Raw genomic sequence first — 23,252 nt, 5'->3', positions numbered from 1 at the left:
CGGCGGTCGGCGCCGTATAAGGTCCGCGGATGACGCTCTCTCATGACGTGGACGGAGACGGCCCCGCCGTGGTGTTCCTGCACGCCGGAGTCTGCGACCGGCGGATGTGGGACGCCCAGTGGGCGGCCCTGCGCGGCGCCGGGCACCGCCTGGTGCGCTGCGACTTCCGCGGCTTCGGCGGGACCCCGGCGGCGGACCGCCCGTACAGCGACGCCGAGGACGTGCTGAGCCTCCTGGACACGCTGGGCATCGCGCGGGCGGTGCTGGTCGCGGCCTCGTACGGCGGGCACGTCGCCCTGGAGACGGCCGCGCGGTGGCCGGAGCGGGTCGGCGGGCTCGCGCTGCTCTGCTCCGCCGTCCCCGGACACGAACCGTCCGCCGAACTCACCGCGCTCGGCGCGCGCGAGGAGGTGCTGCTCGAAGCGGGCGATGTCGCCGCCGCGACGGAGCTGATGGTCGACTCCTGGCTGGGGCCCGAGGCCGACGCCGCCGCCCGCGCGGCCGTACGCACGATGCAACGGCACGCCTTCGAGGTGCAGTCGGCTGCGCCCGAGGAGGCGGAGCCGGTGGAGGCCGAGGTCGATCTGACGGCGGTCCGGGCCCCCTGCCTCGCCGTCTCGGGCGCGCACGACTTCGCCGACTTCCGGCAGACCGCCGCCCAACTCCCGGACGCCGAGCACCTCGAACTGCCCTGGGCGGGCCATCTCCCCGCGCTGGAGCGCCCCGCTGCCGTCAATGAACTGCTGGCCGACTTCCTCGCCCGTACGGACACCACGTAGGCTGTGGCGCCCGGTGCCCTCGTCTCTGGGCTGGGCAGGGGCTGCCCCGTGCCGTGTGTTGCAGGCTGCGGGTGCGCGGTGGCTTGTCGCGCAGTTCCCCGCGCCCCTAGAGGTACGGGGCGCTCCTCGGAGCGCCCCGTCAGGGGCGCGGGGAACTGCGCGAGCAACCACCCACCACCCGCAGCCCGCGATGCACAGGCAGGGGCAGTCCCTGCTCGGCCGCTTCGGTCACGGCGGCGGCGGCGGACGCTTCGCCGCGTCGCGGAGGCGGCCGAACACCTGGGTGAAGCCGCTCCGGGCCGGTCCGTCCGGCGACGGGGCCTGACCCGACGTACCCGGCGTGCCCGCCGGACCCGGCGCACCCGCCGAGGCGAGCGCCGCGCGGGCGCGCTCGGCCTCCTCGCGGTACGCGTCGCGGGACTCGGCCATGGCCGTGAGCGCCTCGGCGTACCGTCCGACGAGGCCGCGGGCGCGGTCCAGCTCCTCCTCCGGCGTGAGCAGGTGCCAGCGCCGCCGCAGGAAGTCCACGGCCTGCCCCGCCTCGGGGGCCAGGGCGCGGGGGAGGGCGGCGTAGGCCATGATCTTCTCGATCAGCTCGGTCGGCTCCGTGCCGTCGAGGAAGACGTTGCGCACCGAGAAGGCGTCCGCGTCGTACCCCGGGGGCGCCGGGGTCGAGGGCAGGACGACGGCGCCGCCGCGCGGCACGTGGACGCGGAGGTCCTTCAGCGCCCAGTTCACGATCTGGGACTGCTCCGGCGAGGCCCGGTGCTCCACCACGCGGTGGCGCAGGCCCGGCGGAAGGAAGAGCGTCACCGGGCGGCTGCCCCGCGCGTCGGGGGTCATCGCCTCGTGGATGACGACATGGACGCTCCAGCTCTGCCGGGAGCACTCCTTGAGCAGGCGCCGCATCTCCTTGTCGTCCTCGGGCAGCCGGTGCGTGAGCCGCAGCCGGGGGCCCGGCACCGCGTCGTGGTCCCACTCGGTGCTGTCGCTGTCGGGCCAGAACATCGTGGCGGGGGAGGGCCAGCGCGGGTCCCAGGGCCGCCCGGCCTCGGCGGCGAGCACCCAGGCGACGGCCTCGCCGTGCTTACGGCGCTCCGCGGACTCGTACGTGGTGAGCTGTGCGCGCACCGTCACCTCGTCGTCCACGCGCCAGCGGGCCTCGAAGACCTGCCGGGCCGACGGGTCGAGCGCGGGGGCGCCGCCCTCGCCGTCGAACGGGTCGGCGAGGCCGCCGACGGCGGACGAGGCGGCCTCGGCGGGCGTGAGGGCGAGGAAGCCGTCGATCACGCCAGCGGCCTGGAGCGCGATCAGATTGCGCCGGACATCCTGCTCGGGCGAGGGCCCGAGGTGGCGCCCATGTCCCAGCCACATCGTGTCGGGGACGGCGGGTGAGGAGGAACTGGTCTTCGGCATGGCGTCGATCTGTGGGGGGTCGCGGACGGACCCAGTATGGCCGCCCGGCGCAAGCCCCGGCGAGGGGGCGCCGCGCATACCCGGACGTACACGTGTCCACTCCCGTACCCTCGGCGGATGGCGAAGTACTACGACGTGCACCCCGTGAACCCCCAGCAGAGGACCCTCGGCGCGGTCGCCGACAGCCTCCGCGACACCGCCCTGATCGCCTACCCGACGGACTCGTGCTACGCACTCGGCTGCCGCGTCGGCAACCGTGACGGCGTGGACCGCATCCGCTCGGTGCGCCACCTCGACGACCGCCACCACTTCACGCTCGTCTGCGAGGACTTCGCGCAGCTCGGCCGCTTCGTGCAGCTCGACAACGACGTGTTCCGCGCGGTCAAGGCGGCCACGCCCGGCAGCTACACCTTCATCCTCCCCGCCACCCGCGAGGTGCCGCGCCAGCTCCAGCACCCGAAGAAGAAGACGGTGGGCGTCCGCATCCCGGACCATGTCGTCACCCAGGCGCTGCTGCGCGAATTCGGTGAGCCGCTGCTCTCCAGCACCCTCCTGCTGCCCGGCGAGGAGGAGCCGCTGACGCAGGGCTGGGAGATCAAGGACCGGCTCGACCACGTCGTGGACGCCGTCCTGGACTCGGGCGACTGCGGCACCGAGCCGACGACGGTGATCGACTTCTCCTCCGGCGAGGCCGAGGTCGTCCGCCGCGGCGCGGGCCCCACGGACCGCTTCGAGTAGCCGCGTAGCCGGGGCCCTCTTCCCAAGAGGTGCCAACGGTGCGACGGTGCGGTCGGTCCACCGCACAGCCGGGTCGGCGAGGAGGCAGGCGATGGCTCTTCCGCACGTACGCAATCTGATCGACGGTTCCTGGCACGACGGGCCCCGTACGGGTGAGTCGTACGCGCCCGCGACCGGCGAGGTGATCGGCACGTTCGCGGACGCCGACGAGGGCGTCGCGCGCGCCGCGGTCGCGGCCGCCCGGCGTGCCTTCGAGGACCAGGGAACGGCCTGGGCCCGGGACCGCGCGCTGCGGTCCCGGGCGCTGCTGGAGCTCGCCGACCGGATGGAGGCGCGGCGCGGGGAGCTGGTCGCGCTGCTCTCCCGCGAGCAGGGCAAGAAGCGCGCCGACGCCGAACTGGAGCTCGGGGACACGATCCCCAAGCTCCGCTACAACGCGGCACTGGCCCTCACCGACACCGGCCGCGCGGGCGAAATGGCCCCCGGCAGCTACTCCCTGACGCTGCATCAGCCGCTCGGCGTCGCGGGCGTCATCGTCCCGTGGAACGCGCCCGTGGTCCTGGCTGTACGCTCCTTCGCCCCGGCGCTCGCCGCGGGCTGCACCGTCGCGATGAAGATGCCCGCGCAGACGGCGCTCACCAACGCCCTGCTCTACGAGATCGTCGCGGACACGGCCTCCCTGCCGCCCGGGGTGCTGAACGCGTTCACCGAGTCCGGGAACGAGGGCGCCCCGCTGCTCGTCTCCGACCCCGGCACCGACGTCGTCAGCTACACCGGTTCGACGGCTGTGGGCCGCGCGATCATGGCGGAGGCCGCGCGGCGCGTGAAGCCGTGCGTGCTGGAGCTGGGCGGCAAGTCCCCGATGCTGGTCTTCGACGACGCCGACCTCGACGCGGCCGTACCGGTGCTCACGGCCGCCGTCACCACCTTCGCGGGCCAGTTCTGCATGGCGGGCAGCCGCGTCCTCGCGCAGGCGGGCATCGCCGACGAGCTGCGTGCCCGGCTGACGGCCGCGCTGGAGGCCGTACGGCCGGGGCCCGGGGACCACCCGGACACCGACATGGGCCCGGTCGTGGACCGCGCGCAGGCCGAGCGGATCGACGCGCTCGTCGCGGACGCGGGGGCGTACGGCAAGATCCTCGTGCGCGGCGGCCTGCTGCACGCCGAGGGCGCGGACGCTCTGCTGCGCCCGTCCCTCGTCGAGGTCGAGGACCTCGCCGCGCCCCTCGTGCGGCACGAGGTCTTCGGCCCGGTCGCGACGTTCGAGGTCTTCGGCGACGAGGACGACGCGGTCCGCAGGGCCAACGCCACGGAGTACGGGCTCGCCGCCTCCGTCTGGACCCGCGACGTCGACCGCCCGCTGCGGGTCGCGCGGCGGATCGACGCGGGCACGGTGTGGACCAACACCTGGGCCGTCATCCGCGACCAGATGGAGGAGGGCGGCTTCAAGCAGAGCGGCGTGGGACGGCTCAACGGGCCCCGCGCGCTGGCCGAGTTCCAGGAGATCAAGCACCTGGTCCAGCACGCCTGACGGCCCGCTCGACGGCTCACTCGATCGAGTACGAGCCCCCGAACGCCTTGAGCTTGAACGGCCCGTCCAAGTCGTAGTTGCCGCGGTCGGCGAGGCGGCGGATGGCCTCGACCCGGTCCACGGACTTCTTCCACTCGTCGGCGGTGGCCTCGTTGGACGGCGAGCGGAGGTTCGCCGCGCGGGTGGAGAGGAAGGCGTCGAGCCACTTCTTCTCGCCCGCCTCGCCGACCGTACCGGCCTTCTTCGTGGTGCGGCGGACCAGCGCGTGCAGGCTGTCGGGGTCGTGGCCCGCGCCGTGCTGCACCGCCGTGTCGTACAGCTCCGCGCGGGCCAGCGGCGTCTTCAGTCCCACACGGTCGGCCTCGCGCATGGCCGGGCCGTAGTAGCGCCGGTCGATCTGGCGGTCCTGGATCTCGCGGAACTTCTCGTCCTTCGCCGCCCGCTTCCAGGCCGCGACGTACCGCTCCTCCGGGAGCCCCTCGGTGTCCCCGCTGTTCTGCTTCCGCAGCCGCTCCAGCTCGGGCGCGAACCGGGCCAGCGGATTGCCGGGCACCTCCTTGGCGTATGCCCGTACGACCGTGAGCGCGTCGCCGTCGCTGGTGGTGAAGCCGATGCGGCCCGCGGTGACGCCACGGCCGTCGCCGAGGTTCTCCGCGTAGTCGTACTGCGGCTCGGTGGTGCCGTTCTCGAAGACGGTCAGCATCTGGTCGGCGCGGTCGCGCTGCGCTTCGGAGAGCGTCGCGCGCCCCTCCCGCGTCTCCTCGGCACCCTGCCCCCGGCCGTTCCCCCGGCCGTCCTTCCCGTCGTCCCCGTTGCCGCAGCCCCCCAGGAGGAGCCCGCCACTGAGCACGGCCAGACAGGCGGCTGTGACGGTGGCATGGCGGCGTATGTGTCCTCTCGCGGTCATGGGCCCCAGGATGCCCCATGACGGTGACGGACCCCGGCGGCGGTCGCCGGGGCACCGGGATCAGGACGCGGCACCGGGAGCGGCCCCGTCGGCCAGGTCGGCGACGAACTTCCGCGCCAGGCCACGACGTACGGGCGTCACGCCGTGCATGAGCTGCGCGCCGTAGGCGACGGCGGTACGGGCGGGGGCGTCGGTGTGCCAGTGGGTCTTGGGCGTCTCGGAGATCCAGTGGGACTCGCCGAGGTGCTCGCGCACGTACGCGGCCTCGTGCGGGAGCGAGCGGGCGAGCCGCGTCCCGTCCTGGTACCCGTCGTCCGGGCCCAGCGCGCGACCCGTCCACGGCGTCGCGCTCGACGACGTCGCGACGTAGAAGACGCCGCCCTCCTCCGCGTCGGTGAGCGTGACGCCGATACGGCCGATCCTGCGCGGCGGGGTCTCCGGGTCCGGGATCCCGTCGAGGTGCGTGGGGACGCGGTCGCCGGGCCGCAGCTCCGTGTAGCCCCAGCGGAGCGCGGCGGCGATGGAGGGCATGGTGCGCCGCACCGTGGGGAGCGCGCGGTCGAAGGCCTGGTGGAGGACGTGCAGCGCGGCGTCCGGGGCGGGCAGCACGTCGGCCTGGTGCCGCGGCCGCCACCCCGAGGCCCCCAGCTCCAGGTCCATGACCTTGACCAGCTGGGCGGCCTCCTCCTCGGTGAGGAAGTCCTCGATCGTCTGCAGGGCGACGGTTTCGCTGACATGGATCACGGTGTTCCCCCTCGCGCGTCGGCAGTCCGCTCCTCCCACCGTGCGGGCCCGCGCCGCGCACCGGCCAGGGGGCAGTCCCCGCGCACGGAAGCACGCGGGGCCGGCGCACCGGTCCCGTCAGCACGGATGGCCGCGCCTCGTCATGACGAGTGAGGAATGCGGCCATGAGTCCTCGCGTGGGTAACGTCCCCTGATCGAGCCCGAAACCGTGAGGAGCCGGTATGACCAGCGGATTCACCGACGACGATGCGCTGCGCGCCAAGTACATGCACCGCTTCCGGCAGCACGACACCGACGGGGACGGCTATGTCACCGCCGAGGACTTCCGGACCCGCGCCGCGCGTCTGGTACGGGGCCTGGGCGTGCCGGACGACGAGCCCCGGGCGCGCGCCCTGCACGCGGGGGCCCGGCACATGTGGGAGGGCCTGGTCGCGCTCGCGGACGTGGAGGCGGGGGCCCTGAGCGAGGCGGCGTTCGTCGCGGCGCTGACCCGGGCCCGCGCCGAGGGCGGCATCCCGGAACTGGTCGGCCCGTCCGTGGCCGCGCACCTCGCGCTCATCGACACCGACGGCGACGGGGCGGTCAGCCTGGGGGAGTTCACGGCGGGTCAGGTGGCCATGGGGCAGAGCGAGTCCGGCGCGGCGGAGGCGTTCGCGGCGCTGGACACCGACGGCGACGGCGTCCTGTCCACCGCGGAGTGGCACGCCGCCGTCCTCGACTTCTACGCCGGTCCCCCCTCCCGCACCCCGGGCGACCTGGTCCTGGACCACCGCCCCTGAGGTCCGGCGGCGGGGACCGCATGGGGACTGCATAAGGTTGGGGGCGGTCGGCGTCCGGCGTCGGCTTCGGAACCGTACGAGCGAGGAGCAGTGCCATGGCCGCCGACGTACCCCCTGCCGGGGCCCGTATCGCCGTCGTCACCGGTGCCAGCAGCGGGATCGGGGCCGCCACGGCGCGGCAGCTCGCGGCGGCCGGTTACCGGGTCGTGCTGACCGCGCGGCGGGAGGAGCGGATCGAGGCGCTCGCCAAGGAGATCAACGAGGCGGGGCACCAGGCCAAGGCGTATCCGCTGGACGTGACGGACCGGGCGGCGGTCGAGGAGTTCGCGGGCGCGTTCCGTACGGTCGGCGTGCTGGTCAACAACGCGGGCGGCGCGCTCGGCGCCGAGACCGTCGCCGCCGGGGACCCGGACGACTGGCGGCGGATGTACGAGACGAACGTCATCGGCACCCTCAACGTCACCCAGGCCCTGCTCCCCGCGCTCACCGCGAGCGGCGACGGGACGGTGGTGGTCCTCTCCTCCACGGCGGGCCACGGCACGTACGAGGGCGGGGGCGGTTACGTCGCGGCGAAGCACGCCGAGCACGTGCTCGCCGAGACCCTCCGGCTGGAGATCGTCGGCACGCCGGTCCGGGTGATCGAGGTGGCGCCCGGCATGGTCAGGACCGAGGAGTTCGCGCTCACGCGCTTCCGGGGCGACACGGAGAAGGCCGAGAAGGTCTACGCGGGCGTCGCCGAGCCGCTGACCGCCGACGACGTCGCGGACACCATCACCTGGGCCGTCACCCGCCCCAGCCACGTCAACATCGACCTCCTGGTGGTCCGCCCCCGCGCCCAGGCCTCCAACACGAAGGTCCACCGCGAGAGCTGACCCGCAGGGGCGAGACCGGATGAAGGAGTACCGGTCACCGTTCCGGAAGGTCACCTTTCCCGGGCCGGTGGCCGTACGCCAGGCCGGCCGCGAAGGCGGCGAAGGGGATCGCGCCCAGGGCGATGCTGACGGCCGTGCCGCCGCCTGTGATGAGGGTGAAGTTGGAGACGACCAGCCACAGGCCCGTGAGCAGGCCCGCGAGGGCGAGGAGCGGGGCCGCGCGGGTCTGCCAGGGGCGGCCGCGGGCCAGGTCGGGGCGGCGGGCGAAGAAGGTGAGGACGGCGACCGAGGTGGTGAGCATCAGCAGCACCATGCCCACCGTCGAGACCCCGGCCATCGAGCCGAAGACGCCGACCAACGGTTCCACGCCGAGCGCGGCGAAGAGGACGACGAGGGACAGCGCCGTGGCGGACTGCGCGAGGGACGAGACGTGCGGGGAGCGGTGCCGCTCGTGCACCGCGCCGAGGCGGGCGGGGGCCAGCCCTTGGCGGGAGAGGGTGAAGGTGTAGCGGGCGATGACGTTGTGGAAGGAGAGGACGCACGCGAACAGGCTGGTGAGCAGCAGCACTTGCATCATGTCCCGCAGCACCGTGCCCACGTACGCGCCCGCCGCGTCCATCAGCATGTTGCCGCCGCTGGCCAGCGACTCGTCGGCCACGGCCGTGACCTTGTCCGTGCCCGCGCCGAGCACCAGCGCCCAGCAGGAGAGGGTGTAGAAGGCGCCGATGACGAGCACCGCGCAGTACGTCGCGCGCGGAATCGTACGGTCCGGGTCGCGCGCCTCGTCGCGGAAGACCGCCGTCGACTCGAAGCCGATGAACCCGGTGAGCGCGAAGAGCACGGCGACGCCGAGCGGCCCGGAGAGCGCCGCGTCCGGCGTGAACGAGGTGACGTTCACGCCGTCCTCCCCGCCCCGGACGAGGATCACCGCGTCCAGCACGGCGACGACCGCGATCTCCAGGACGAGCGCGACGCCGAGCACCTTCGAGCTGAGCTCGATGTGCCGGTGGCCGAGGAACGCGACGACGCCGACCGCCGCCAGGGACCACACCCACCACGGCACCCCGGTCGGCCCGCCGAAGTCGCCCAGCACGCTGTCCACGGCCCAGCCCAGGTAGCCGTAGACGCCCGCCTGGATCGCGGTGTAGGTGACGAGCGCGACGGCGGCGGTGCCGACGCCGGTCCGGTGGCCGAGCCCGCGCGTGGCGTACGCGTAGAAGGCACCGGCCTGGCGCACGTACGGCGTCATCGTCACGAAGCCGACCGCGAAGACCAGCAGGATGAGCGAGGCGAGCGCGAAGCCGACGGGGGCTCCGGCGCCGGGCCCGCTGGCGATGGCCAGCGGGACGTTGCCGCCGACGACGGTGAGGGGCGCGGCGGCGGCGATCACCATGAAGACGATGGAGCCGGTGCCGAGCCTGCCGGTGAGGCTGCCCGACGGCTGCGGGGTCGACCGCGGGGACGGCTCGGGCCGGGACGGCTGCGGTCCGTGCCTCCCCGCGGCCGGTTCGGGGGGTCCGGAGGGCTCGGAGGGGCCGGAGGGGTTCCTCAGCACGGGCGGTCCTCCTCGTACAGCTCCGGTCGGCGGTCCGCGAGGTACGGGTTCGCCGCGCGGGCCTTGCGGACCACTTCCGGGTCGACGTCGGCGTACAGCAGCCCCGTGCCGTGCCGGATCTGGTCCAGCACCTCGCCGGAGGGGGCGACGAGGGAGCTGCGGCCGACGTAGCTCAGGGAGCCCTCCTCGCCGTCGTGGTTCACATAGGCGAGGTAGACCTGGTTCTCCCAGGCGCGCACCCGCAGCAGATGGTCCGCGACGAACTCGTACGGCCGCATCTGCGCCGTCGGCACCGCGACCAGGTCGGCGCCCGCGAGCGCGGCGGCGCGCACGGGCTCGGGGAACTCCACGTCGTAGCAGATCAGCAGGGCGATCCGGAGGTCTCCGTACCGGACGGGCGGGGTCAGGCGGTCGCCCGGGGTGAAGTACGCGCGGTCGAGGGCGCCGAAGAGATGCGTCTTGCGGTGGCGGCCGAGCACCGCGCCGTCCGCGCCGATGAGGAACGCGGAGTTGTAGCAGCCTCCCCCGGGCGCCTGTTCCGGCGCGCCGAGGACGAGGCCGATGCCGTGGCGGCGGGCGAGGGCGCGCGCGGGCGTGAGCAGATCGCGGCGGGCCAGGGCGAGGACGGCGTCGCCGATGTCGTACCCGGTCACGAACATCTCGGTCGTGACCAGCAGTTCGGCGCCGCGTTCGCGCGCCCGGCGGCACGCGGCGTCCAGCTCATGGAGGTTGGCCTCCACGTCGCCGGGGGTCCCGGCGGTCTGCAGTCCGGCGATCTTCATGCGACTCCTCGGCGGGCGGCAGTCGATCCCGGCCATGGAAACATGCTCACTTTGAGCACGTAAAGACGTCGGCGCGGCCGAAAGCGGGCCGTGGCACGCCGCTTACCCTGGGGCGATGGCGTCCCAGGACCGCGCGTCGGAGCACCCCCTCACCAGTACGGCCCTCGCGGCCATCCGCCGTACGAGCGCCGTCGACACGGTCCGCGCGCGCATCTCGCTCGCCGTCGACCTCGGCCTGCTCACGCCGGGGGAGCGGCTGCCGAACGTGCCGAGCACGGCCGCCGCGCTGGGCGTCGCCGAGATCACCGTGCGGCGCGCGCTCACCTCGCTGGAGCGCGAGGGCGTCGTCGTGCGGCGCCCGGGGCGGGGCGGTGGGACCTTCGTCGCGGAGGAGCCCCGCCGCGACGCGGTGCCGCAGGTCGCGGCGTACGCGCAGGACAGCGCGCGCGTGCACCGGCTCGTCGACGAACGGGCCGTGCTGGAGACCGGGTTCGCGCACCTGGCCGCCGAACGGCTCGACGAGGCCGGTCTCGCGGCGCTGGACGCGTGCGTCACGGCCATGGACGAGGCCGGGAGCTGGGCCGAGTTCCGCGCGGCCGACGAGCGGTTCCACCTCGGCATCGCGCAGGGCGCGGGGCAGCCCGCCGCGCTGGAGCTCTACGCCCGGGTCACCGGCGAGCTGTACCTGTACTTCCTGCCGTACCCCATGAGTTACCTCTGCGAGAGCAACGCGGAGCACCAGCGGATCCGCGAGGCGCTCGCCGCGCGCGACGCCGCCCGCGCCGGGCGACTGGTGCACGCCCATGTCACCGCGCTGCACCGCACGATGTACGTGGGACTGTCCCCCGTGCGAGCTACGCGCAGGTGTCCACCGGGCGGTGACGATTCCGGGGAGCAAGATCCGTAGCGTCTCGGGGAGCCGCGGCGCTCCGGCCGCGGGGTGTGGTGCAGGGGGTTTCCATGAGAGTGGTGTGGCAGCTCGTGACCGTCGCGGCTGTCGCCTTCGTCGGCGGTCAAGGGCTCATGGCGGTGGACGGTGAGCCATGGCTGATGCTGGGCGCGGGCCTCGTGACCGCGGCGCTGGCACTGCTGGTCTACGGTTGGGTCGTACGGCGGACCGAGCGGCGGGCCTGCGTGGAGCTGGGCCGCGAGGGCGCCGGGGTGGCGGTCGGCTGGGGGACGGCGCTGGGCGTCGCGCTCTTCGGACTCGTCGTCCTGAACCTCTATTTCCTGGAGTACTACGAGGTCGAGGGGCTGGGCTCCCGGACGGGCGCCGCGGGCCTGATCGGCTTCATGGCGGCGGCCTCCGTCACCGAGGAGCTCCTCTTCCGCGGCGTGCTGTTCCGGATCATCGAGGAACGTACCGGCACCTGGATCGCGATGACGCTGACCGGCGTGCTGTTCGGCGTCTACCACCTGGCCAATCCGGACGCGAGCCTGTGGGGCGCCGTGGCCATCGCCATCGAGGCGGGCGGCATGCTCACCGCCGCGTACATCGCCACCCGGCGGCTGTGGGTGCCCATCGGCCTGCACTTCGGCTGGAACTTCGCCGCCGCCGGGATCTTCAGCACCGCGGTCTCGGGCAACGGCGACAACCAGGGCCTGCTGGACTCCACGACCTCGGGCCCCGCCCTCGTCACGGGCGGCGACTTCGGCCCGGAGGGCAGCCCGTACTCGGTGGTGTTCTGCCTGCTCGCGACGGTCGGATTCCTCTGGTACGCCCGACGGCACGGACATGTGCGGCCCCGCCGCCGACAGGCCGCGCCGGTTGACGCCCTCACTACACTTCCCCGGTGAGCGATCTTCGGCGGATACAGGAACACGGGCAGAGACTGCGGGGAGCCTTCCGGCGGCTCCCGTTCGAGCAGGTGCTCGGGCCGTTCCTCGGCCTGGTGTTCCTCATCGCCTCGTTCGTGCCCGACTTCCACAGCAACGGCACGCAGGTGGGCGGCGTGCCCGACCGCCCCTTCGACTGGCTGGCCGTCGTGGCGATCGTCCTCCAGTGCGCGCCGCTCGCCGTGGTCCGCAGGTGGCCGACCGCGAGCCTCGCGCTGGTCTCGCTCGGCTTCGCCGCCGACCAGCTCCGCGGCTACCACACGCTCGCGGGCACCGGCATGGCCCTCACGGTGGTCGGCGCGGGCGCCTGCGTCGAACGGCACCGGGGCACGGTCAAGCTGGGCTTCACCCTGGCGTACGTACCGCTCGCGATCGCCCTCCACATGGTGGGCCCGAGCATGCCCGCGAGCGAGTTCGTGATGTTCTATCTGGCGGTCGTCCTCGCCTGGGGCATCGGCGCCTGGCTGCGCGCCACCAGGTCGGCGGAGGCCGAACGCCGCCGCCGCGTCGCGGAGGAGACCCGTACCGCCGAACGCACCAGGATCGCCCGGGAACTCCACGACGTCGTGGCGCACCACGTCACGGCGATGGTCGTGCAGGCCGAGGCGGCGCGCTATCTGACCGCCTCGCCCGAGCGCCTCGACCAGACGCTGAACGCCGTCACGGACACCGGGCGGCGGGCCGTCACCGATCTGCGTCACCTGCTCGACCTGCTCAACCCCGACTACACCACCCTCGACCGCGCGGGCGCCCTCGCGGGGGCGGGGGACCGGACCCCGTCCGTCGGCAGGCTCCCCACGCTCGTGGAGCAGACCCGGCAGGCCGGGCAGCCGGTCGAGTTCAGCGAGGAGGGCACGCCCGCGGAGTCCACGGGCAGCGCCGACCTCGTCGCGTACCGGGTCGTCCAGGAGGCGCTGACGAACGCCCTCAAGTACGCGCACGGCAGCCCGACCTCGGTCGACGTGCGGCACGGCGAACGGGAGATATCCGTGGAGATCGGTACGGACGGCTCCGGCGCGCGCGCCGCGTTCCCCGCCGGGAGCGGCCGGGGCCTGGCCGGAGCCCGCGAACGGGTCGAGCTGCTCGGCGGCGACTTCAGCGCGGGCCCGCGCCCCGGCGGCACCTTCGTCGTCCGGGCCCGGATACCGGCGGGCGGTGCCTCATGACCGCCGCGCCGACCCGCGTCCTGGTCTGCGACGACCAGGTCCTCGTCCGTACGGGACTCGTGACGATCATCGACGCCCAGCCCGACCTCGCCGTCGCGGGCGAGTGCGGCGACGGGCAGACCGCCGTCGAGCTCGCGGCGGAACTGCGCCCGGACGTCGTCGTCATGGACGTGCGCATGCCGGTGCTCGACGGCATCGAGGCCACCCGCCTGCTCGCCGGGGCCGGGGTCCCGCACCCCGTGAAGGTGCTCGTGGTGACGACCTTCAACCTCGACTCGTACGTCTACGAGGCACTGCGCGCCGGGGCGAGCGGCTTCCTGCTCAAGGACGCGCCGCCCGCCCACCTGCTGCACGGCATCCGGACCGTGGCCATGGGCGCCGCGCTGCTGGACCCCGAGGTGACGCGGCAGCTGGTGGGCCGCTTCGCCGCCCGCATCCGGCCCGCCGACGGCTCCCCGCAGGACACCCCGCTGACCCCGCGCGAGCTGGAGGTCCTGCGCCTCATCGCGGACGGCCTCTCCAACGGCGAGATCGCGGGGGCGCTCCAGATCAGCCAGGAGACGGTCAAGACGTTCGTCTCCCGCATCCTCACCAAGCTCGAACTCCGCGACCGGGTCCAGGCGGTCGTCTACGCCTACCGCCAGGGCCTGGTCACCTGAGCCGCACCTTCGTCCCAGGGCCGGACAGGGAGGTGCCCCCAAGGCTGCGGCTGCGTCGTGGCTTGTCGCGCAGTTCCCCGCGCCCCTGACGGGGCGCTCCGAGGAGCGCCCCGTACCTCTAGGGGCGCGGGGAACTGCGCGAGCGACCACACTCAACCCGCAGGCTGCGGCGGACAGGTGGGGCAGCCCCTGCCCAGTGGCCACGGCCTACAGCAGTTTGCCGTCGCGGGCCACCACGCGGCCCGCGTGCACGACCATGTCGGGCCGGGGCATGTCCACCACGACCTGCGGGACGCCCTCGCCCTCGACGAGGACGAAGTCGGCCGGGTCGCCGTCCTTGAACTCCGAGCGGCCGATGCCCATCAGGTCGGCGCCGCCGTGCGCGCCGACCGCGTAGCAGTCGCTCAGCTCCTCGTCGAGGCGGACGTCGGTGACCCAGCCCAGGATGTGGGTGCGGTGCAGCATGTCCGCGTTGCCGAACGGGCTCCACGCGTCCCGCACGCCGTCCGAGCCGAGGCCGACCCGTACGCCGTGCTCGTGCAGCTTCGCGACGGGCAGGACCAGCGACTCGTTCGGGGCGACGGTCGTCACGGAGATGTCCAGCTCGCCGAGCTCGGCGGCCGTACGGTTCAGCTCGGCGTCCGACAGCTTGGTGAGGCAGAACGCGTGACTGACCGTCACCTTGCCGCGCAGGCCCAGCGCGCGGGTGCGCTCGACGATCGCGCGCAGCACGTCGGTGCCCTTCTCGTCCCTGTCGTGCAGATGGATGTCCACCCCGAGCCCGTGCCGGTCGGCGAGCCCGAAGACGAGGTCGAGCTGCTCCTTGGGCGCCTGGTCGAAGCTGATCGGGTCGATGCCGCCGATCTGGTCGACGGCGCCGGAGCGCGCGGCCTCCTCCAGCAGCTCGGCCGTGCCCGGCGTACGGATCACGCCGTGCTGCGGGAACGCGACGATCTGCACGTCGAGCGCGTGCCCGAGCCGCTCGCGGGCGCTGCCCAGGCCCTCCACACAGGCCAGGTCGTACGCGGGGGCGATGTCGGCGTGGGCGCGCATCGCGCGGGTGCCCCGGGTCACGGCGTGCGCCATCAGCCCGTACGCGCGCTCGCCCACCGGACGCTTCTGGCTCTCGAACAGCTCGACGTCCTGCGCCGCGTAGTCGGCGATCCCGGAGGCGGGCTTGCGCGAGACCCAGTCGCCGCCCCAGGTCGTCTTGTCCGGGTGGATGTGCGCGTCCACGAGCGAGGGCAGCGCGAGCCGCCCGCCGCCGTCGACGACCTCGGCGCCGGGCGGCGCCGGACGGTCGGAGATCCGGCCGTCGACGACGGTGAGGTCCACGGGCTCGCGCGCGCCGGACGGGCGCACGTCGCGGAACACCACGGCCTTGGCGGGCCCCTTGCCGCGTGGGCTCTCGGTCTTGGCCGCGGCCGGGGTGGCGGCGGACACCGTGACGGTGGTGCCCGCGAACGCCGCGGCGCTCGCGAGGACACCGCGACGGGACATCCGGGACGGGGTCCGGGTGGGCTCGACGCTCATGGCAGCTCCAGGGTGGGGAACGATCGACCCCGGTTTTTGTATACCAAGAGAGGTGTTCCGACAAGATCAAAGGGGCTGGGTGCGGGAAATCCGTAGGAATGTCGGAGGTGCGGTATACAAAACCGGACCGGGTTAGTGGTCCCCGAAGAGCGAGCGCAGCGCCACCGCGCGGCTGTCGCGCACGTGGATGAGCGTGCTCGCGGCGGCGGGTTCCTCGTCGCCCGCCGCGATGTGCCGGTAGATGTCCCGGTGCTGGGCCCGCATGTGCGCGGGCTCCGCGCGCATCCCGAAGACGAGCTGGAGCTGCCAGGCGAGCTGCTCCATCATGCGGGCGAGCAGCGGATTGCCGCCGAGCGCCACGATCTCCTCGTGGAACGCCGTGTGCGCGGCCACCTCGCGCGTGCCCTCCTCGTCCACGGCCGCCCGCTCGGCCCGTTCCAGGCAGGCACGCAGGGCCCCGAGGCCCTGGGGCTCCCCGGGTTCCCCGGGCGCCTCCCGCGCGCTCGCGGCGACCCGGCGTGCGGCGAGGCGGGAGGCCTGGACGGCGAGCGGTTCCCACACCTCGTACAGGTGCCGCACGTCAGCGCGTTCCAGGCTGCGCACCCGTACGCCGCTGCGCGGCAGCAGCTCCAGCAGCCCTTCGGCGACGAGCGCGCGCAGCGCCTCGCGCACCGGGACGCGCGACATGCGCAGCTCCTCGGCGACCTCGCGCTCCACGAGGCGGGAGCCCATCGGGTAGCGCCGGTCGACGATCCGCTGTCGGACCTCCTCGCGCGCCCGCGCGCCCATCGAGGTCTTCCCGCCTGCCCCCGTCGTCCTGCCCGCCACCTGCACCGACCTCCGCTCGACACGCCCCAGCGAGAATACGCCGGGGCCGCCGCTCGGTGATCAGGCCAGGACCTACGGGGGGCGGATGCGAGGATCGGCCCATGGGAAGGGACGCGCAAAACACTCGTGACCAGGGGTATCTCCTGGACAACCAGCAGGCCGAGGCGGGGGCGCGGTTCACCGCGCTGTCGGAGCTGTTCGACCCGTGGACGTTCCGGCACTTCGAGACGGTCGGGGTCGGCGCGGGCTGGCGGTGCTGGGAGGTCGGCGCGGGCGGCGCCACCGTCCCCGGATGGCTGGCCGCGCGCGTCGGCCCGGAGGGACACGTGGTCGCCACCGACATCGACACGTCCTGGATGCGGGACGTGTCCCCGGAGGGCGCGGGCTTCGAGGTGCTCCGGCACGACGTGGCGGCCGACGCGCCCCCGCCCGGAGGCCCGTTCGACCTGGTCCACGCCCGGCTCGTCCTCGTCCATGTCGCCGACCGCGAGCGGGCCCTGCGCGCGATGGCCGAGGCGCTGCGGCCCGGCGGGTGGCTGATCCTGGAGGACGCCGACCCGGCGCTGCAGCCGCTGATCTGCCCCGACGAGTACGGGCCCGAGCAGGAGCTCGCCAACAGGCTGCGCCGCGGCTTCCGCGAACTGCTGCGCGGGCGCGGCGCCGACCTGGCCTACGGGCGCAGGCTGCCGCGTACGCTGCGCGAGGCCGGACTCGCGGACGTACAGGCCGACGCCTACTTCCCGGTGACCTCGCCCGCGTGCACGGTGCTGGAGAGGGCGACCGTCCTCCAGGTCCGCGACAAGCTCGTCGCCGCGGGGCTGGCCACGGACGAGGAGATCGACCGCCACCTGGCCAACGTCGCCACGGGCGGCCTCGACCTGGCCACCTCACCCATGATCTCCGCCTGGGGGCGCAGCCCCGCCGGATGACCCGGGGCACCCGGAGCACCCGGGGCGCCCGTCACGCCCACGCGAGATCGTCCACCGCCATCCACGGCCCGCCGACCACGGCCGCCGGGGTCACCCCGCTGAACGCCACGACGTCGCGGTGGAGATGGGACTGGTCGACGTAGCCGCCGTCGGCCGCGACCGTGACCGGGCCCTCGCCCGCGGCCAGCCGGTGGGCGGCGCGGTCGAAGCGGACGAGGCGCGCGGCGCGCTTCGGGGGGAGGCCGATCTGCGAACGGAACCTGGACCACAGGCGTTTGCGGCTCCAGCCGACCTCGGCCGCCAGGCCGTCGATCCGGGCCTGCCCCCGGCTGGCGACGATACGGTCCCAGGCGCGGGCCACCTCCGGGTCCACCGGCGCCCCGGCGTCCGCCCGTCGGCCGAGCCACTCCTCCGCCACCGCGAACCGCTCCCGCCACGAGGCGGCCTCCGCCAGCCGTTCCCGTACGCGCGCCACCGCCCCCTCGCCGCACAGCTCGCCGAGGGCGGCCATCGTGCCGTTCAGCTCCTCTGGGGAGACGCCCAGCACGGCGCGCGCGACCACGGGGGAGAGGCGGATCTGCACGCACTCGACGCGGGCGCCGCGCACGCGGAGGGCGCCGTGCAGATACCCGGCGGCGAGGTCGCCGTGCCGCTGCCGTCCGGTCGCGGTGTCCACGAGGAGCGGCCCGTCGCCGCACTCCAGGGCCAGCGTGACGGCCGGGTGCGGAACCACCCGTACGTCGACGGGGCGCGGGCCACGGCTGCGGAACCCGGCCAGTCCGACGCCGGGCACCCGGCCCGGGGCCGTCGGCCGCGCGACGTCCCACCCGGCCACGGCCGCCTCTACGCGCACGGCGGTTCGCATGCCTCCATGCTAGGAGGGGGAGGGGCGGGCTAGGGAGCTTCTGATGGATCTCCGCGGCGTCGCGACGCCCGGCACGCACTCTCGCCGCACCGGCCGAAAGACCAAGTACGCCCAGTACGAGGACTTCCGGCCGGCACGCCGAGAGCACGCACCGGACGCCGCTCCTTCCTCCACGGAGATCCATCAGAAACCCCCTACCGGCCGGAACATTTCTCCAAGACACCGGCGCCCGGCCCCCGCGACAGTGGGGCCATGAACGACAGCATCGTCCCCGGCGCCCTGCAGGCGCTCGTCAGCAACGATCCCGAGCGGATCTCGGCGGTCTTCGCCGAGGACGCCGAGTGGCTCTCGCCCCCGGGCAACGCCGTCGCCCGCGCGCTCGGCGCGCCGCACCACATGGTGGGCAGCGCGGCGATCGCGCGCTTCTTCACGGCGGACCTGCCCCGGCTCTTCGCGCGCGACCTCGGCTTCTCGCTGCTCGGCGTCCACACCGACGGCGAACGGGCCACGGTGGAGGCGACCGTGACGGCGACGCTCCCCGACGGCAGCCCGTTCAGCAACGCCTACTGCTTCGTCTTCGAACTCCGCGACGGCCTCGTCCACCGCGTCCGCGAGTACACCGACACGGCACGCGCCCACCGACTCCTCGCGGGCGAGGCATCGCCGTAGATCACCCGGCGAGGGCGATCCCGCTCCCCGGCGGGGGCAGGATGCGGCAGCTCCACGGCAGCGCGGGCAGTTCGGCGAACGCTAGGTGGGTGGCGGCCAGCGGGCGGCCGTCGACGAGCGGCATGTCGAGATAGCGGCCGTGGACGGTGAAGACGATGCCGGCGCCGCCGTCTGGTCCGTCTGGTCCGTCTGATCCGTCTGTGGCGTCTGTGGCGTCTGTTTCGCGGGTCGGCCAGTCCGGGGAGCGGCGCAGGGCGCGCGTCGCGTCAGCGGTCGCCGGGTCGGTGAGCAGCAGCACCCAGAACTCGTCGTCGGTCATCGCCGCGATCTCGTCGCGGCGTTCCGGGGTGGCGGCGTCGAGCAGGACCGCGGCGAGATGGCGGACGACGCCGCACGGGACGGCGTTGACGGTCGAGCACAGCCAGCGGGCCTCCCCGGCGACGAGTTCGGCGAGGTACTCGCCCGTCGCGGCGTCCGTGCTCACCGCGCCGTCGGCCATCTCCAGGCGGGCCAGCGTCTCCGGTGGCGCCTGCCGCGTACGGCCGTGCGCCCGGCCGCTGCGTACGAGCGATTCGAGATGGTCGAGCTTGAGCGCGCCGGGCCCGCCGCGCAGCACGGACGGCCGCGTGCCCTCGTCCACGGCGATCACCTCGTCCGCGTCCACCCCGTGCGCCGCCAGCAGCCCGGCCAGCTCGCCGATGCGCCGTGCGCCGAGCCGGTGGTGGTCGAGACCGGCGACGCCCTCGAAGGTGTGGCTGAGTGGCAGATGCCCCACGTCGTGCAGGAGCGCCGCCGCCCGTGCCACGGCGTCGCCGGGGGCGAAGTGCGCGGTCAGCGCGAGCAGTCCGAGGGAGTGCTCCAGCCGCGTGTACGACTGGGTCGCCGCGATCGACGCGGCCCCCGCGTGCGCCACGAACCCCAGCCTGCGCACCCACCACGCCCCGAGCAGCTCCCGCTCCAGCTCGCTGAGCTCGACCGTGACCCGCCACAGCGGATCCCTGAACACCCCGCCGGCACCCAGCACATCGGCGACCGCGGGAGCGACGTCACCGGACGCGGAAATCACCATGAGCCGGACTGTAACCCGCGCTGGTGAAGCGCCGTCCGACGGCCCATACGGTCAGGGCGCAGAGCGCGAAGGCGGCGCCGAGGAGGGTGGGGCCCGGCCAGCCGTGGGCGGCGTAGGCGGCGGTCGTGGTGGCGGCGCCGAGGGCGGAGCCCAGGGAGTAGAAGACCATGTAGCCGCCGATGGCGGCGCTGGTGCGTTCGGGGTGCGCGGCGGTCAGCAGGTGCTGGTTGCTGACGTGCACGGCCTGGACCGCGAAGTCGAGGAGCACGACGCCAGCGGCCAGGAGCGCGAGGGACCGGGGCAGTTGGGCGATCGCCGCCCAGGAGAGGAGGAGCAGGACGAGCGCGAGGCCGGTGACCGGGGCCGCCCGGCCCCGGTCTGCCCACCGGCCCGCGCGTGCCGCGCCGAGCGCCCCGGCGAGCCCGGCGACGCCGAAGAGCCCGATCTGGCTCTCGTCCAGCCGCCACGGCGCGGCCGACAGCGGCAGGGACAGCCCGCTCCACAGGGTGCCGAACGAGGCGAACAGGAAGAACGCGATCAGCCCGCGCGTGAGGAAGAGGCGCTCCCCGAACAGCCCGCCGAGCGCGACGACGGCACGCCCGTACCCGGCTGCTCGCGCGGGGCGCTCCTCCGGCGGCAGGACGGCGAGGACGAGGGCGGAGAGGCCGAGGGAGAGCGCCGCGAGCGTGGCGTAGACGCTCCGCCAGCCCCACGCCTCGGCCAGCGCCCCGGTGACGACCCGCGCGCCCAGGATGCCGACGACGACGCCGGAGGTGACGACGCCGATGTTCCGCCCGCGTTCGGCGGGCGGCGAGACCGACGCGGCGTAGGCGACCGCGGTCTGCACCACGACCGCGAACAGCCCGGCCGCCGCGAGCCCGGCGAACGCGGTCCACGCGGCCGTCGCCGCCGCCGACGCCGTGACGGCCAGGCCCGCCGCCGTGAGTGCCAGGTGCGCGGCGATCAGCCGCCGCCTGTCGGTCACGTCGCCGAGCGGCACCAGCAGCACCAGGCCCGCCAGATAGCCGAACTGGCCGGTCGCCACGATCCAGCCGGTCAGCTCCGCCGGTACGCCGAGGTCGCGTCCCATCGGCTCCAGCACCGGCTGCGCGGCGTAGACGCTCGCCACCGCGACACCGCACACCACCGCGAGCAGCAGTCGCCGCCACGTGTCCATGGCACCCCCTGAGTTAGTAGCAGATTGCAACCGTTCGGACGGTACGGCATGATGGTTTCAATCCGCAACTCATTGGAGGTGTCATGCCGAGCAGCAGCAGCTCGCGCGCCGCGGGCTCCGGCTGGACGGACCCGGACTGTCCCGTCGCCCGTACGCTCGACCTCGTCGGCGACCGGTGGAGCCTGCTCGTCGTCCGCGACGCGATGGACGGGGCGCGGTCGTTCACCGAGTTCCAGCGCCGCACCGGCATCGCGCGGAACATCCTCACCGACCGTCTCCGCAAGCTCATCGCCCACGGACTCCTCACCCAGCGCGCCGCGCCCTCGGGACGGCGTCAGGAGTACGTGCTCACCGACGCGGGGCGTGACCTCTTCCCCGTCGTCCTCACCCTGCGGCAGTGGGGCGAGCGGCACGCCTTCGAGCCCGGCGAGGCGCGCTCGACCCTCGTCGACGCACGCGGCACGCCGGTACCGGAGTTCACGCCGACGGGCACCGACGGCACGCCCCTGGGCAGCGATTCCACCCAGGTGCGGAAGGTGTCGTAGCGGCTGTCGGGCGGGTCACCTCAGGTCGTCGAGGAGTCCGTCGAGGGCCTTGTGGAGGTCCTCGGCGTTGGTCTCGGTGAACCAGGTGGTGCGGATGCGCTCGTTGTTGCCCTTCGGGGTCTCGTGGTCGGCGGCGAGCTGGTGCAGCGAGCGCGACTCGTCGCTCAGCGCGCGGCCGACGCCCTGGAAGAGACCGCGCACGTAACTGTCCGCGTCCTCGGGCGCGATGCCGTGCCCGGCGGCCCAGGAGGTGAGCGTGGCGAGGTACGCGTAGTGACTGGTCAGCGTCCCCGTCAGCGCGGAGAACACGTCGAACGCCGCCTCGTCCGCGACCGGGAGCGCTCCGCCCAGGCGCGTGAAGAGCGCGTCCACCGCCGGGTGCGAGGGGTACGTCACCGTGAGGGAGCGCCGCTCGCGGACGGAGGGGAGGGGGATCGCCCGTACGATCGCGGCGCCGGTGGCGAGCGTGCCGCGCAGGTCGTCGTTGGCGACGCCCGCCATCACGTTGACCACGATCTTCTCGTCGCCCACCGTCAGTCCGGCGAGCGCCTCGTGCCGGTCCTGGCGGCGTACGGCGACGAGCACGATCTCGGAACGGTCCACGACCTCCTGGTTGTCGGCGCAGACCTCCACGGTCCGGTGACGGGTGGCCAGTTCGGCGGCCGTACGGGCGCCGCGCGGGGAGAGGTGCACCCGCGGCGCCTCGTCGTCCCCGCCGCCGCCTTCGCACAGGCCCGCGACGAGGGCCCTGCCGATCTCGCCGACCCCGATGATGCCGATGCGCTGCATGGTGTGCTTCTCCTCGGTGCGTTGATGTCGTGTCAGCTCGTGAGGTCAGTCCGCGAGGGAGGCCCGGAGGAAGTCCAGGATCTCCGTCCGCGCGGGATGGGCCTGCTCCTCCAGGCCCGGCATGCTGAGGAACCCGTGCGGGGCCCCCGGGTACTCGGTCAGCCGCGCGGGCGTTCCGGCGCCGCGCAGCCGCTCGGCGTAGCGGCGGCCGTGATCGGCCAGCGCGTCGTGGGTCGGGACCACGACGAGCGCCGGGGCCAGCCCGCTCAGGTCGTCGGCGTGCAGCGGCGAGAGCGCGCGGACTTCGGAGGCGTCGGTGCCCGGGGGGACGGCGAGCCGCCGGAAGTAGCGCAGCAGCGGCTCGGCGGCGCCGGGGGCGTGCCCGTACTCGGCGATGGACGCGTGGTCGAACATCGCCTCCGTCACATCGACGGCCGGGTTGACCAGCACCTGCGCCCTGAGGGCCGCTCCGGCTTCCCTGGCCCGCAGCGCCACGAGGGCGTTGACGAGTCCGCCGCAGCTCTCGCCGAACACGGCGACCCGTGTCGGGTCGACGCCCCACTCCCCGGCGTTCCGCACCACGTGCCGGAGCACGTCCCAGCCGTCGTCGACGGCCGCCGACAGCGGGGTGTCCGGGTCGATGAGCCGGTGCTCGACGGAGACGACGACCGAGGGCAGCCGGGCGGCGACGTGGCTGGTGACCCAGTCGCACTGTGTCGCCGTGCCGACGAACCCGCCGCCGTGCACATGGAGCACGAGCGGCAGCGCGCCGCCCCGCTCCGCGCCCTGCGGCCGGTGCACCCGGACGGGCAGGTCGCGGCCGGGCAGCGCCACTTCCCGCCACGCGATGGTGGCCTCGGGGTCCGGCCGCCCGAGGACGACGCGCGCCGCCGCGGAGGCCCGGACGCGGTTCTCCGCCTCGCGGAAGGCGATCAGCCCCTCGGGCGTCAGCGTCGCGTAGTCCGGCTCCGGCGGGCGGTCGGCAAAGGTGATCTCGTCCATGCGCGGGGCTCCTCGCTCAGAGAGTTTCGCTGCCTTGGGTTTCGCTACCTTGAGTATCGATACCCAAGGTAGCGAAACAAGG

The 23,252-nt window shown here is 74.1% G+C and carries 24 protein-coding genes; 12 read left to right on the top strand and 12 right to left on the bottom strand.

The annotated features are described in order from the left end of the window. Nucleotides 1-29 precede the first annotated feature (29 nt). Entirely contained in the window at nt 30-779 is a 750-nt protein-coding gene (locus ACGF3A_RS34565; protein WP_393734406.1) for an alpha/beta fold hydrolase, read from the top strand. A gap of 228 nt (nt 780-1,007) precedes the next feature. On the opposite strand, the gene ACGF3A_RS34560 is transcribed toward ACGF3A_RS34565, so the two are convergent. Next, entirely contained in the window at nt 1,008-2,195 is a 1,188-nt protein-coding gene (locus ACGF3A_RS34560; RefSeq protein ID WP_393734405.1) for a hypothetical protein, read from the bottom strand. A gap of 117 nt (nt 2,196-2,312) precedes the next feature. Here ACGF3A_RS34560 and ACGF3A_RS34555 point away from each other — a divergent pair, with 117 nt between their 5' ends. After that, on the top strand, nt 2,313-2,933 hold the full coding sequence (locus ACGF3A_RS34555) for an L-threonylcarbamoyladenylate synthase (RefSeq protein WP_393734404.1): 621 nt from the start codon (nt 2,313-2,315) through the stop codon (nt 2,931-2,933). 91 nt (nt 2,934-3,024) lie between these two features. Beyond that, complete coding sequence (locus ACGF3A_RS34550) at nt 3,025-4,464, top strand: aldehyde dehydrogenase family protein (RefSeq protein ID WP_393734403.1); 1,440 nt, start codon at nt 3,025-3,027, stop codon at nt 4,462-4,464. Nucleotides 4,465-4,480: 16 nt separating this feature from the next. On the opposite strand, the gene ACGF3A_RS34545 is transcribed toward ACGF3A_RS34550, so the two are convergent. Next, nucleotides 4,481-5,371, bottom strand: a complete 891-nt coding sequence (locus ACGF3A_RS34545; RefSeq protein WP_393734402.1) for a chitosanase — start codon at nt 5,369-5,371, stop codon at nt 4,481-4,483. Nucleotides 5,372-5,431: 60 nt separating this feature from the next. After that, nucleotides 5,432-6,115 (bottom strand): hypothetical protein, encoded by a 684-nt coding sequence (locus ACGF3A_RS34540; RefSeq protein WP_393734401.1) that lies wholly within the window; start codon nt 6,113-6,115, stop codon nt 5,432-5,434. Nucleotides 6,116-6,336: 221 nt separating this feature from the next. Here ACGF3A_RS34540 and ACGF3A_RS34535 point away from each other — a divergent pair, with 221 nt between their 5' ends. Next, on the top strand, nt 6,337-6,894 hold the full coding sequence (locus tag ACGF3A_RS34535) for an EF-hand domain-containing protein (protein ID WP_393734400.1): 558 nt from the start codon (nt 6,337-6,339) through the stop codon (nt 6,892-6,894). A 95-nt stretch (nt 6,895-6,989) separates the two neighbouring features. Further along, the gene (locus tag ACGF3A_RS34530; RefSeq protein ID WP_393734399.1) at nt 6,990-7,766 is read left to right on the top strand and encodes an SDR family NAD(P)-dependent oxidoreductase; all 777 of its coding nucleotides are present in this window, start codon (nt 6,990-6,992) and stop codon (nt 7,764-7,766) included. 34 nt (nt 7,767-7,800) lie between these two features. Here ACGF3A_RS34530 and ACGF3A_RS34525 read toward each other — a convergent pair whose 3' ends face one another. Together ACGF3A_RS34525 and ACGF3A_RS34520 are read right to left on the bottom strand one after the other, a co-directional pair. Further along, on the bottom strand, nt 7,801-9,321 hold the full coding sequence (locus ACGF3A_RS34525) for an APC family permease (protein WP_393734398.1): 1,521 nt from the start codon (nt 9,319-9,321) through the stop codon (nt 7,801-7,803). Further along, nucleotides 9,315-10,103: a carbon-nitrogen hydrolase family protein gene (locus tag ACGF3A_RS34520; protein ID WP_393734397.1), complete on the bottom strand. Its 789-nt coding sequence runs from the start codon at nt 10,101-10,103 to the stop codon at nt 9,315-9,317. Before ACGF3A_RS34520 ends, ACGF3A_RS34525 begins: the two co-directional genes overlap by 7 nt. Nucleotides 10,104-10,218: 115 nt before the next feature. On the opposite strand from ACGF3A_RS34520, the gene ACGF3A_RS34515 reads away from it, so the two are divergent. Genes ACGF3A_RS34515 through ACGF3A_RS34500 form a run of 4 tightly spaced genes read left to right on the top strand, consistent with a single transcriptional unit; the run spans nt 10,219 to nt 13,764 of the window. Further along, nucleotides 10,219-11,010, top strand: coding sequence for a FadR/GntR family transcriptional regulator (locus ACGF3A_RS34515; protein WP_393734396.1), 792 nt, complete (start codon nt 10,219-10,221; stop codon nt 11,008-11,010). Nucleotides 11,011-11,063: 53 nt separating this feature from the next. Continuing rightward, the gene (locus ACGF3A_RS34510; RefSeq protein ID WP_393734395.1) at nt 11,064-11,900 is read left to right on the top strand and encodes a CPBP family intramembrane glutamic endopeptidase; all 837 of its coding nucleotides are present in this window, start codon (nt 11,064-11,066) and stop codon (nt 11,898-11,900) included. Then, nucleotides 11,897-13,105 (top strand): sensor histidine kinase, encoded by a 1,209-nt coding sequence (locus ACGF3A_RS34505; RefSeq protein WP_393734394.1) that lies wholly within the window; start codon nt 11,897-11,899, stop codon nt 13,103-13,105. Before ACGF3A_RS34510 ends, ACGF3A_RS34505 begins: the two co-directional genes overlap by 4 nt. Further along, nucleotides 13,102-13,764 carry a response regulator gene (locus ACGF3A_RS34500; protein WP_393734393.1) on the top strand — a complete coding sequence of 221 codons (663 nt, stop codon included), beginning with the start codon at nt 13,102-13,104 and terminating at the stop codon, nt 13,762-13,764. Before ACGF3A_RS34505 ends, ACGF3A_RS34500 begins: the two co-directional genes overlap by 4 nt. Nucleotides 13,765-13,971: 207 nt before the next feature. Here ACGF3A_RS34500 and ACGF3A_RS34495 read toward each other — a convergent pair whose 3' ends face one another. Beyond that, nucleotides 13,972-15,297, bottom strand: coding sequence for an amidohydrolase (locus ACGF3A_RS34495; protein ID WP_393734392.1), 1,326 nt, complete (start codon nt 15,295-15,297; stop codon nt 13,972-13,974). Between the two features lie 132 nt (nt 15,298-15,429). Then, nucleotides 15,430-16,086, bottom strand: a complete 657-nt coding sequence (locus ACGF3A_RS34490) for a GntR family transcriptional regulator (protein ID WP_393734664.1) — start codon at nt 16,084-16,086, stop codon at nt 15,430-15,432. A gap of 140 nt (nt 16,087-16,226) precedes the next feature. On the opposite strand from ACGF3A_RS34490, the gene ACGF3A_RS34485 reads away from it, so the two are divergent. Further along, nucleotides 16,227-17,054, top strand: coding sequence for a methyltransferase domain-containing protein (locus ACGF3A_RS34485; RefSeq protein ID WP_393734391.1), 828 nt, complete (start codon nt 16,227-16,229; stop codon nt 17,052-17,054). 31 nt (nt 17,055-17,085) lie between these two features. Here the strand turns inward: ACGF3A_RS34485 and ACGF3A_RS34480 are convergent, their stop codons facing one another. After that, nucleotides 17,086-17,919 carry a helix-turn-helix domain-containing protein gene (locus tag ACGF3A_RS34480; RefSeq protein WP_393734390.1) on the bottom strand — a complete coding sequence of 278 codons (834 nt, stop codon included), beginning with the start codon at nt 17,917-17,919 and terminating at the stop codon, nt 17,086-17,088. 252 nt (nt 17,920-18,171) lie between these two features. Between ACGF3A_RS34480 and ACGF3A_RS34475 the strand changes: the two genes are divergently transcribed. Continuing rightward, nucleotides 18,172-18,588 (top strand): nuclear transport factor 2 family protein, encoded by a 417-nt coding sequence (locus tag ACGF3A_RS34475; protein ID WP_393734389.1) that lies wholly within the window; start codon nt 18,172-18,174, stop codon nt 18,586-18,588. Between the two features lies 1 nt (nt 18,589). Here ACGF3A_RS34475 and ACGF3A_RS34470 read toward each other — a convergent pair whose 3' ends face one another. Together ACGF3A_RS34470 and ACGF3A_RS34465 are read right to left on the bottom strand one after the other, a co-directional pair. After that, nucleotides 18,590-19,657: an HD domain-containing protein gene (locus ACGF3A_RS34470; RefSeq protein ID WP_393734388.1), complete on the bottom strand. Its 1,068-nt coding sequence runs from the start codon at nt 19,655-19,657 to the stop codon at nt 18,590-18,592. Further along, nucleotides 19,635-20,834, bottom strand: coding sequence for an MFS transporter (locus ACGF3A_RS34465; protein ID WP_393734387.1), 1,200 nt, complete (start codon nt 20,832-20,834; stop codon nt 19,635-19,637). Before ACGF3A_RS34465 ends, ACGF3A_RS34470 begins: the two co-directional genes overlap by 23 nt. Before the next feature lie 83 nt (nt 20,835-20,917). Here ACGF3A_RS34465 and ACGF3A_RS34460 point away from each other — a divergent pair, with 83 nt between their 5' ends. After that, entirely contained in the window at nt 20,918-21,379 is a 462-nt protein-coding gene (locus ACGF3A_RS34460) for a winged helix-turn-helix transcriptional regulator (RefSeq protein WP_393734386.1), read from the top strand. A 15-nt stretch (nt 21,380-21,394) separates the two neighbouring features. On the opposite strand, the gene ACGF3A_RS34455 is transcribed toward ACGF3A_RS34460, so the two are convergent. Both ACGF3A_RS34455 and ACGF3A_RS34450 read right to left on the bottom strand, forming a co-directional pair. Continuing rightward, a complete protein-coding gene (locus tag ACGF3A_RS34455; protein WP_393734385.1) occupies nt 21,395-22,168 on the bottom strand; it encodes an NAD(P)-binding domain-containing protein in 774 nt (257 codons plus the stop codon). A gap of 45 nt (nt 22,169-22,213) precedes the next feature. Beyond that, complete coding sequence (locus tag ACGF3A_RS34450) at nt 22,214-23,170, bottom strand: alpha/beta hydrolase (protein WP_393734384.1); 957 nt, start codon at nt 23,168-23,170, stop codon at nt 22,214-22,216. Nucleotides 23,171-23,252: the final 82 nt, after the last annotated feature.

Origin of the sequence: Streptomyces sp. NPDC048172, assembly GCF_043202595.1 — a bacterium.
Taxonomy (GTDB): domain Bacteria; phylum Actinomycetota; class Actinomycetes; order Streptomycetales; family Streptomycetaceae; genus Streptomyces.
Note: the sequence above shows the minus strand (reverse complement) of the source record. Positions and strands in the feature narration are given on the sequence as shown.

Bases quoted from the DNA above. Each gene is read 5' to 3' on its own strand.
- ACGF3A_RS34510 (WP_393734395.1), top strand. From the start codon at position 11,064: ATGAGAGTGGTGTGGCAGCTCGTGACCGTCGCGGCTGTCGCCTTCGTC.
- ACGF3A_RS34550 (WP_393734403.1), top strand. From the start codon at position 3,025: ATGGCTCTTCCGCACGTACGCAATCTGATCGACGGTTCCTGGCACGAC.
- ACGF3A_RS34500 (WP_393734393.1), top strand. From the start codon at position 13,102: ATGACCGCCGCGCCGACCCGCGTCCTGGTCTGCGACGACCAGGTCCTC.
- ACGF3A_RS34470 (WP_393734388.1), bottom strand. From the start codon at position 19,657: ATGGTGATTTCCGCGTCCGGTGACGTCGCTCCCGCGGTCGCCGATGTG.
- ACGF3A_RS34490 (WP_393734664.1), bottom strand. From the start codon at position 16,086: ATGGGCGCGCGGGCGCGCGAGGAGGTCCGACAGCGGATCGTCGACCGG.
- ACGF3A_RS34475 (WP_393734389.1), top strand. From the start codon at position 18,172: ATGAACGACAGCATCGTCCCCGGCGCCCTGCAGGCGCTCGTCAGCAAC.
- ACGF3A_RS34465 (WP_393734387.1), bottom strand. From the start codon at position 20,834: ATGGACACGTGGCGGCGACTGCTGCTCGCGGTGGTGTGCGGTGTCGCG.
- ACGF3A_RS34515 (WP_393734396.1), top strand. From the start codon at position 10,219: ATGGCGTCCCAGGACCGCGCGTCGGAGCACCCCCTCACCAGTACGGCC.
- ACGF3A_RS34485 (WP_393734391.1), top strand. From the start codon at position 16,227: ATGGGAAGGGACGCGCAAAACACTCGTGACCAGGGGTATCTCCTGGAC.
- ACGF3A_RS34520 (WP_393734397.1), bottom strand. From the start codon at position 10,103: ATGAAGATCGCCGGACTGCAGACCGCCGGGACCCCCGGCGACGTGGAG.
- ACGF3A_RS34535 (WP_393734400.1), top strand. From the start codon at position 6,337: ATGACCAGCGGATTCACCGACGACGATGCGCTGCGCGCCAAGTACATG.
- ACGF3A_RS34460 (WP_393734386.1), top strand. From the start codon at position 20,918: ATGCCGAGCAGCAGCAGCTCGCGCGCCGCGGGCTCCGGCTGGACGGAC.
- ACGF3A_RS34545 (WP_393734402.1), bottom strand. From the start codon at position 5,371: ATGACCGCGAGAGGACACATACGCCGCCATGCCACCGTCACAGCCGCC.
- ACGF3A_RS34560 (WP_393734405.1), bottom strand. From the start codon at position 2,195: ATGCCGAAGACCAGTTCCTCCTCACCCGCCGTCCCCGACACGATGTGG.
- ACGF3A_RS34530 (WP_393734399.1), top strand. From the start codon at position 6,990: ATGGCCGCCGACGTACCCCCTGCCGGGGCCCGTATCGCCGTCGTCACC.
- ACGF3A_RS34480 (WP_393734390.1), bottom strand. From the start codon at position 17,919: ATGCGAACCGCCGTGCGCGTAGAGGCGGCCGTGGCCGGGTGGGACGTC.
- ACGF3A_RS34555 (WP_393734404.1), top strand. From the start codon at position 2,313: ATGGCGAAGTACTACGACGTGCACCCCGTGAACCCCCAGCAGAGGACC.
- ACGF3A_RS34455 (WP_393734385.1), bottom strand. From the start codon at position 22,168: ATGCAGCGCATCGGCATCATCGGGGTCGGCGAGATCGGCAGGGCCCTC.
- ACGF3A_RS34450 (WP_393734384.1), bottom strand. From the start codon at position 23,170: ATGGACGAGATCACCTTTGCCGACCGCCCGCCGGAGCCGGACTACGCG.
- ACGF3A_RS34495 (WP_393734392.1), bottom strand. From the start codon at position 15,297: ATGAGCGTCGAGCCCACCCGGACCCCGTCCCGGATGTCCCGTCGCGGT.
- ACGF3A_RS34565 (WP_393734406.1), top strand. From the start codon at position 30: ATGACGCTCTCTCATGACGTGGACGGAGACGGCCCCGCCGTGGTGTTC.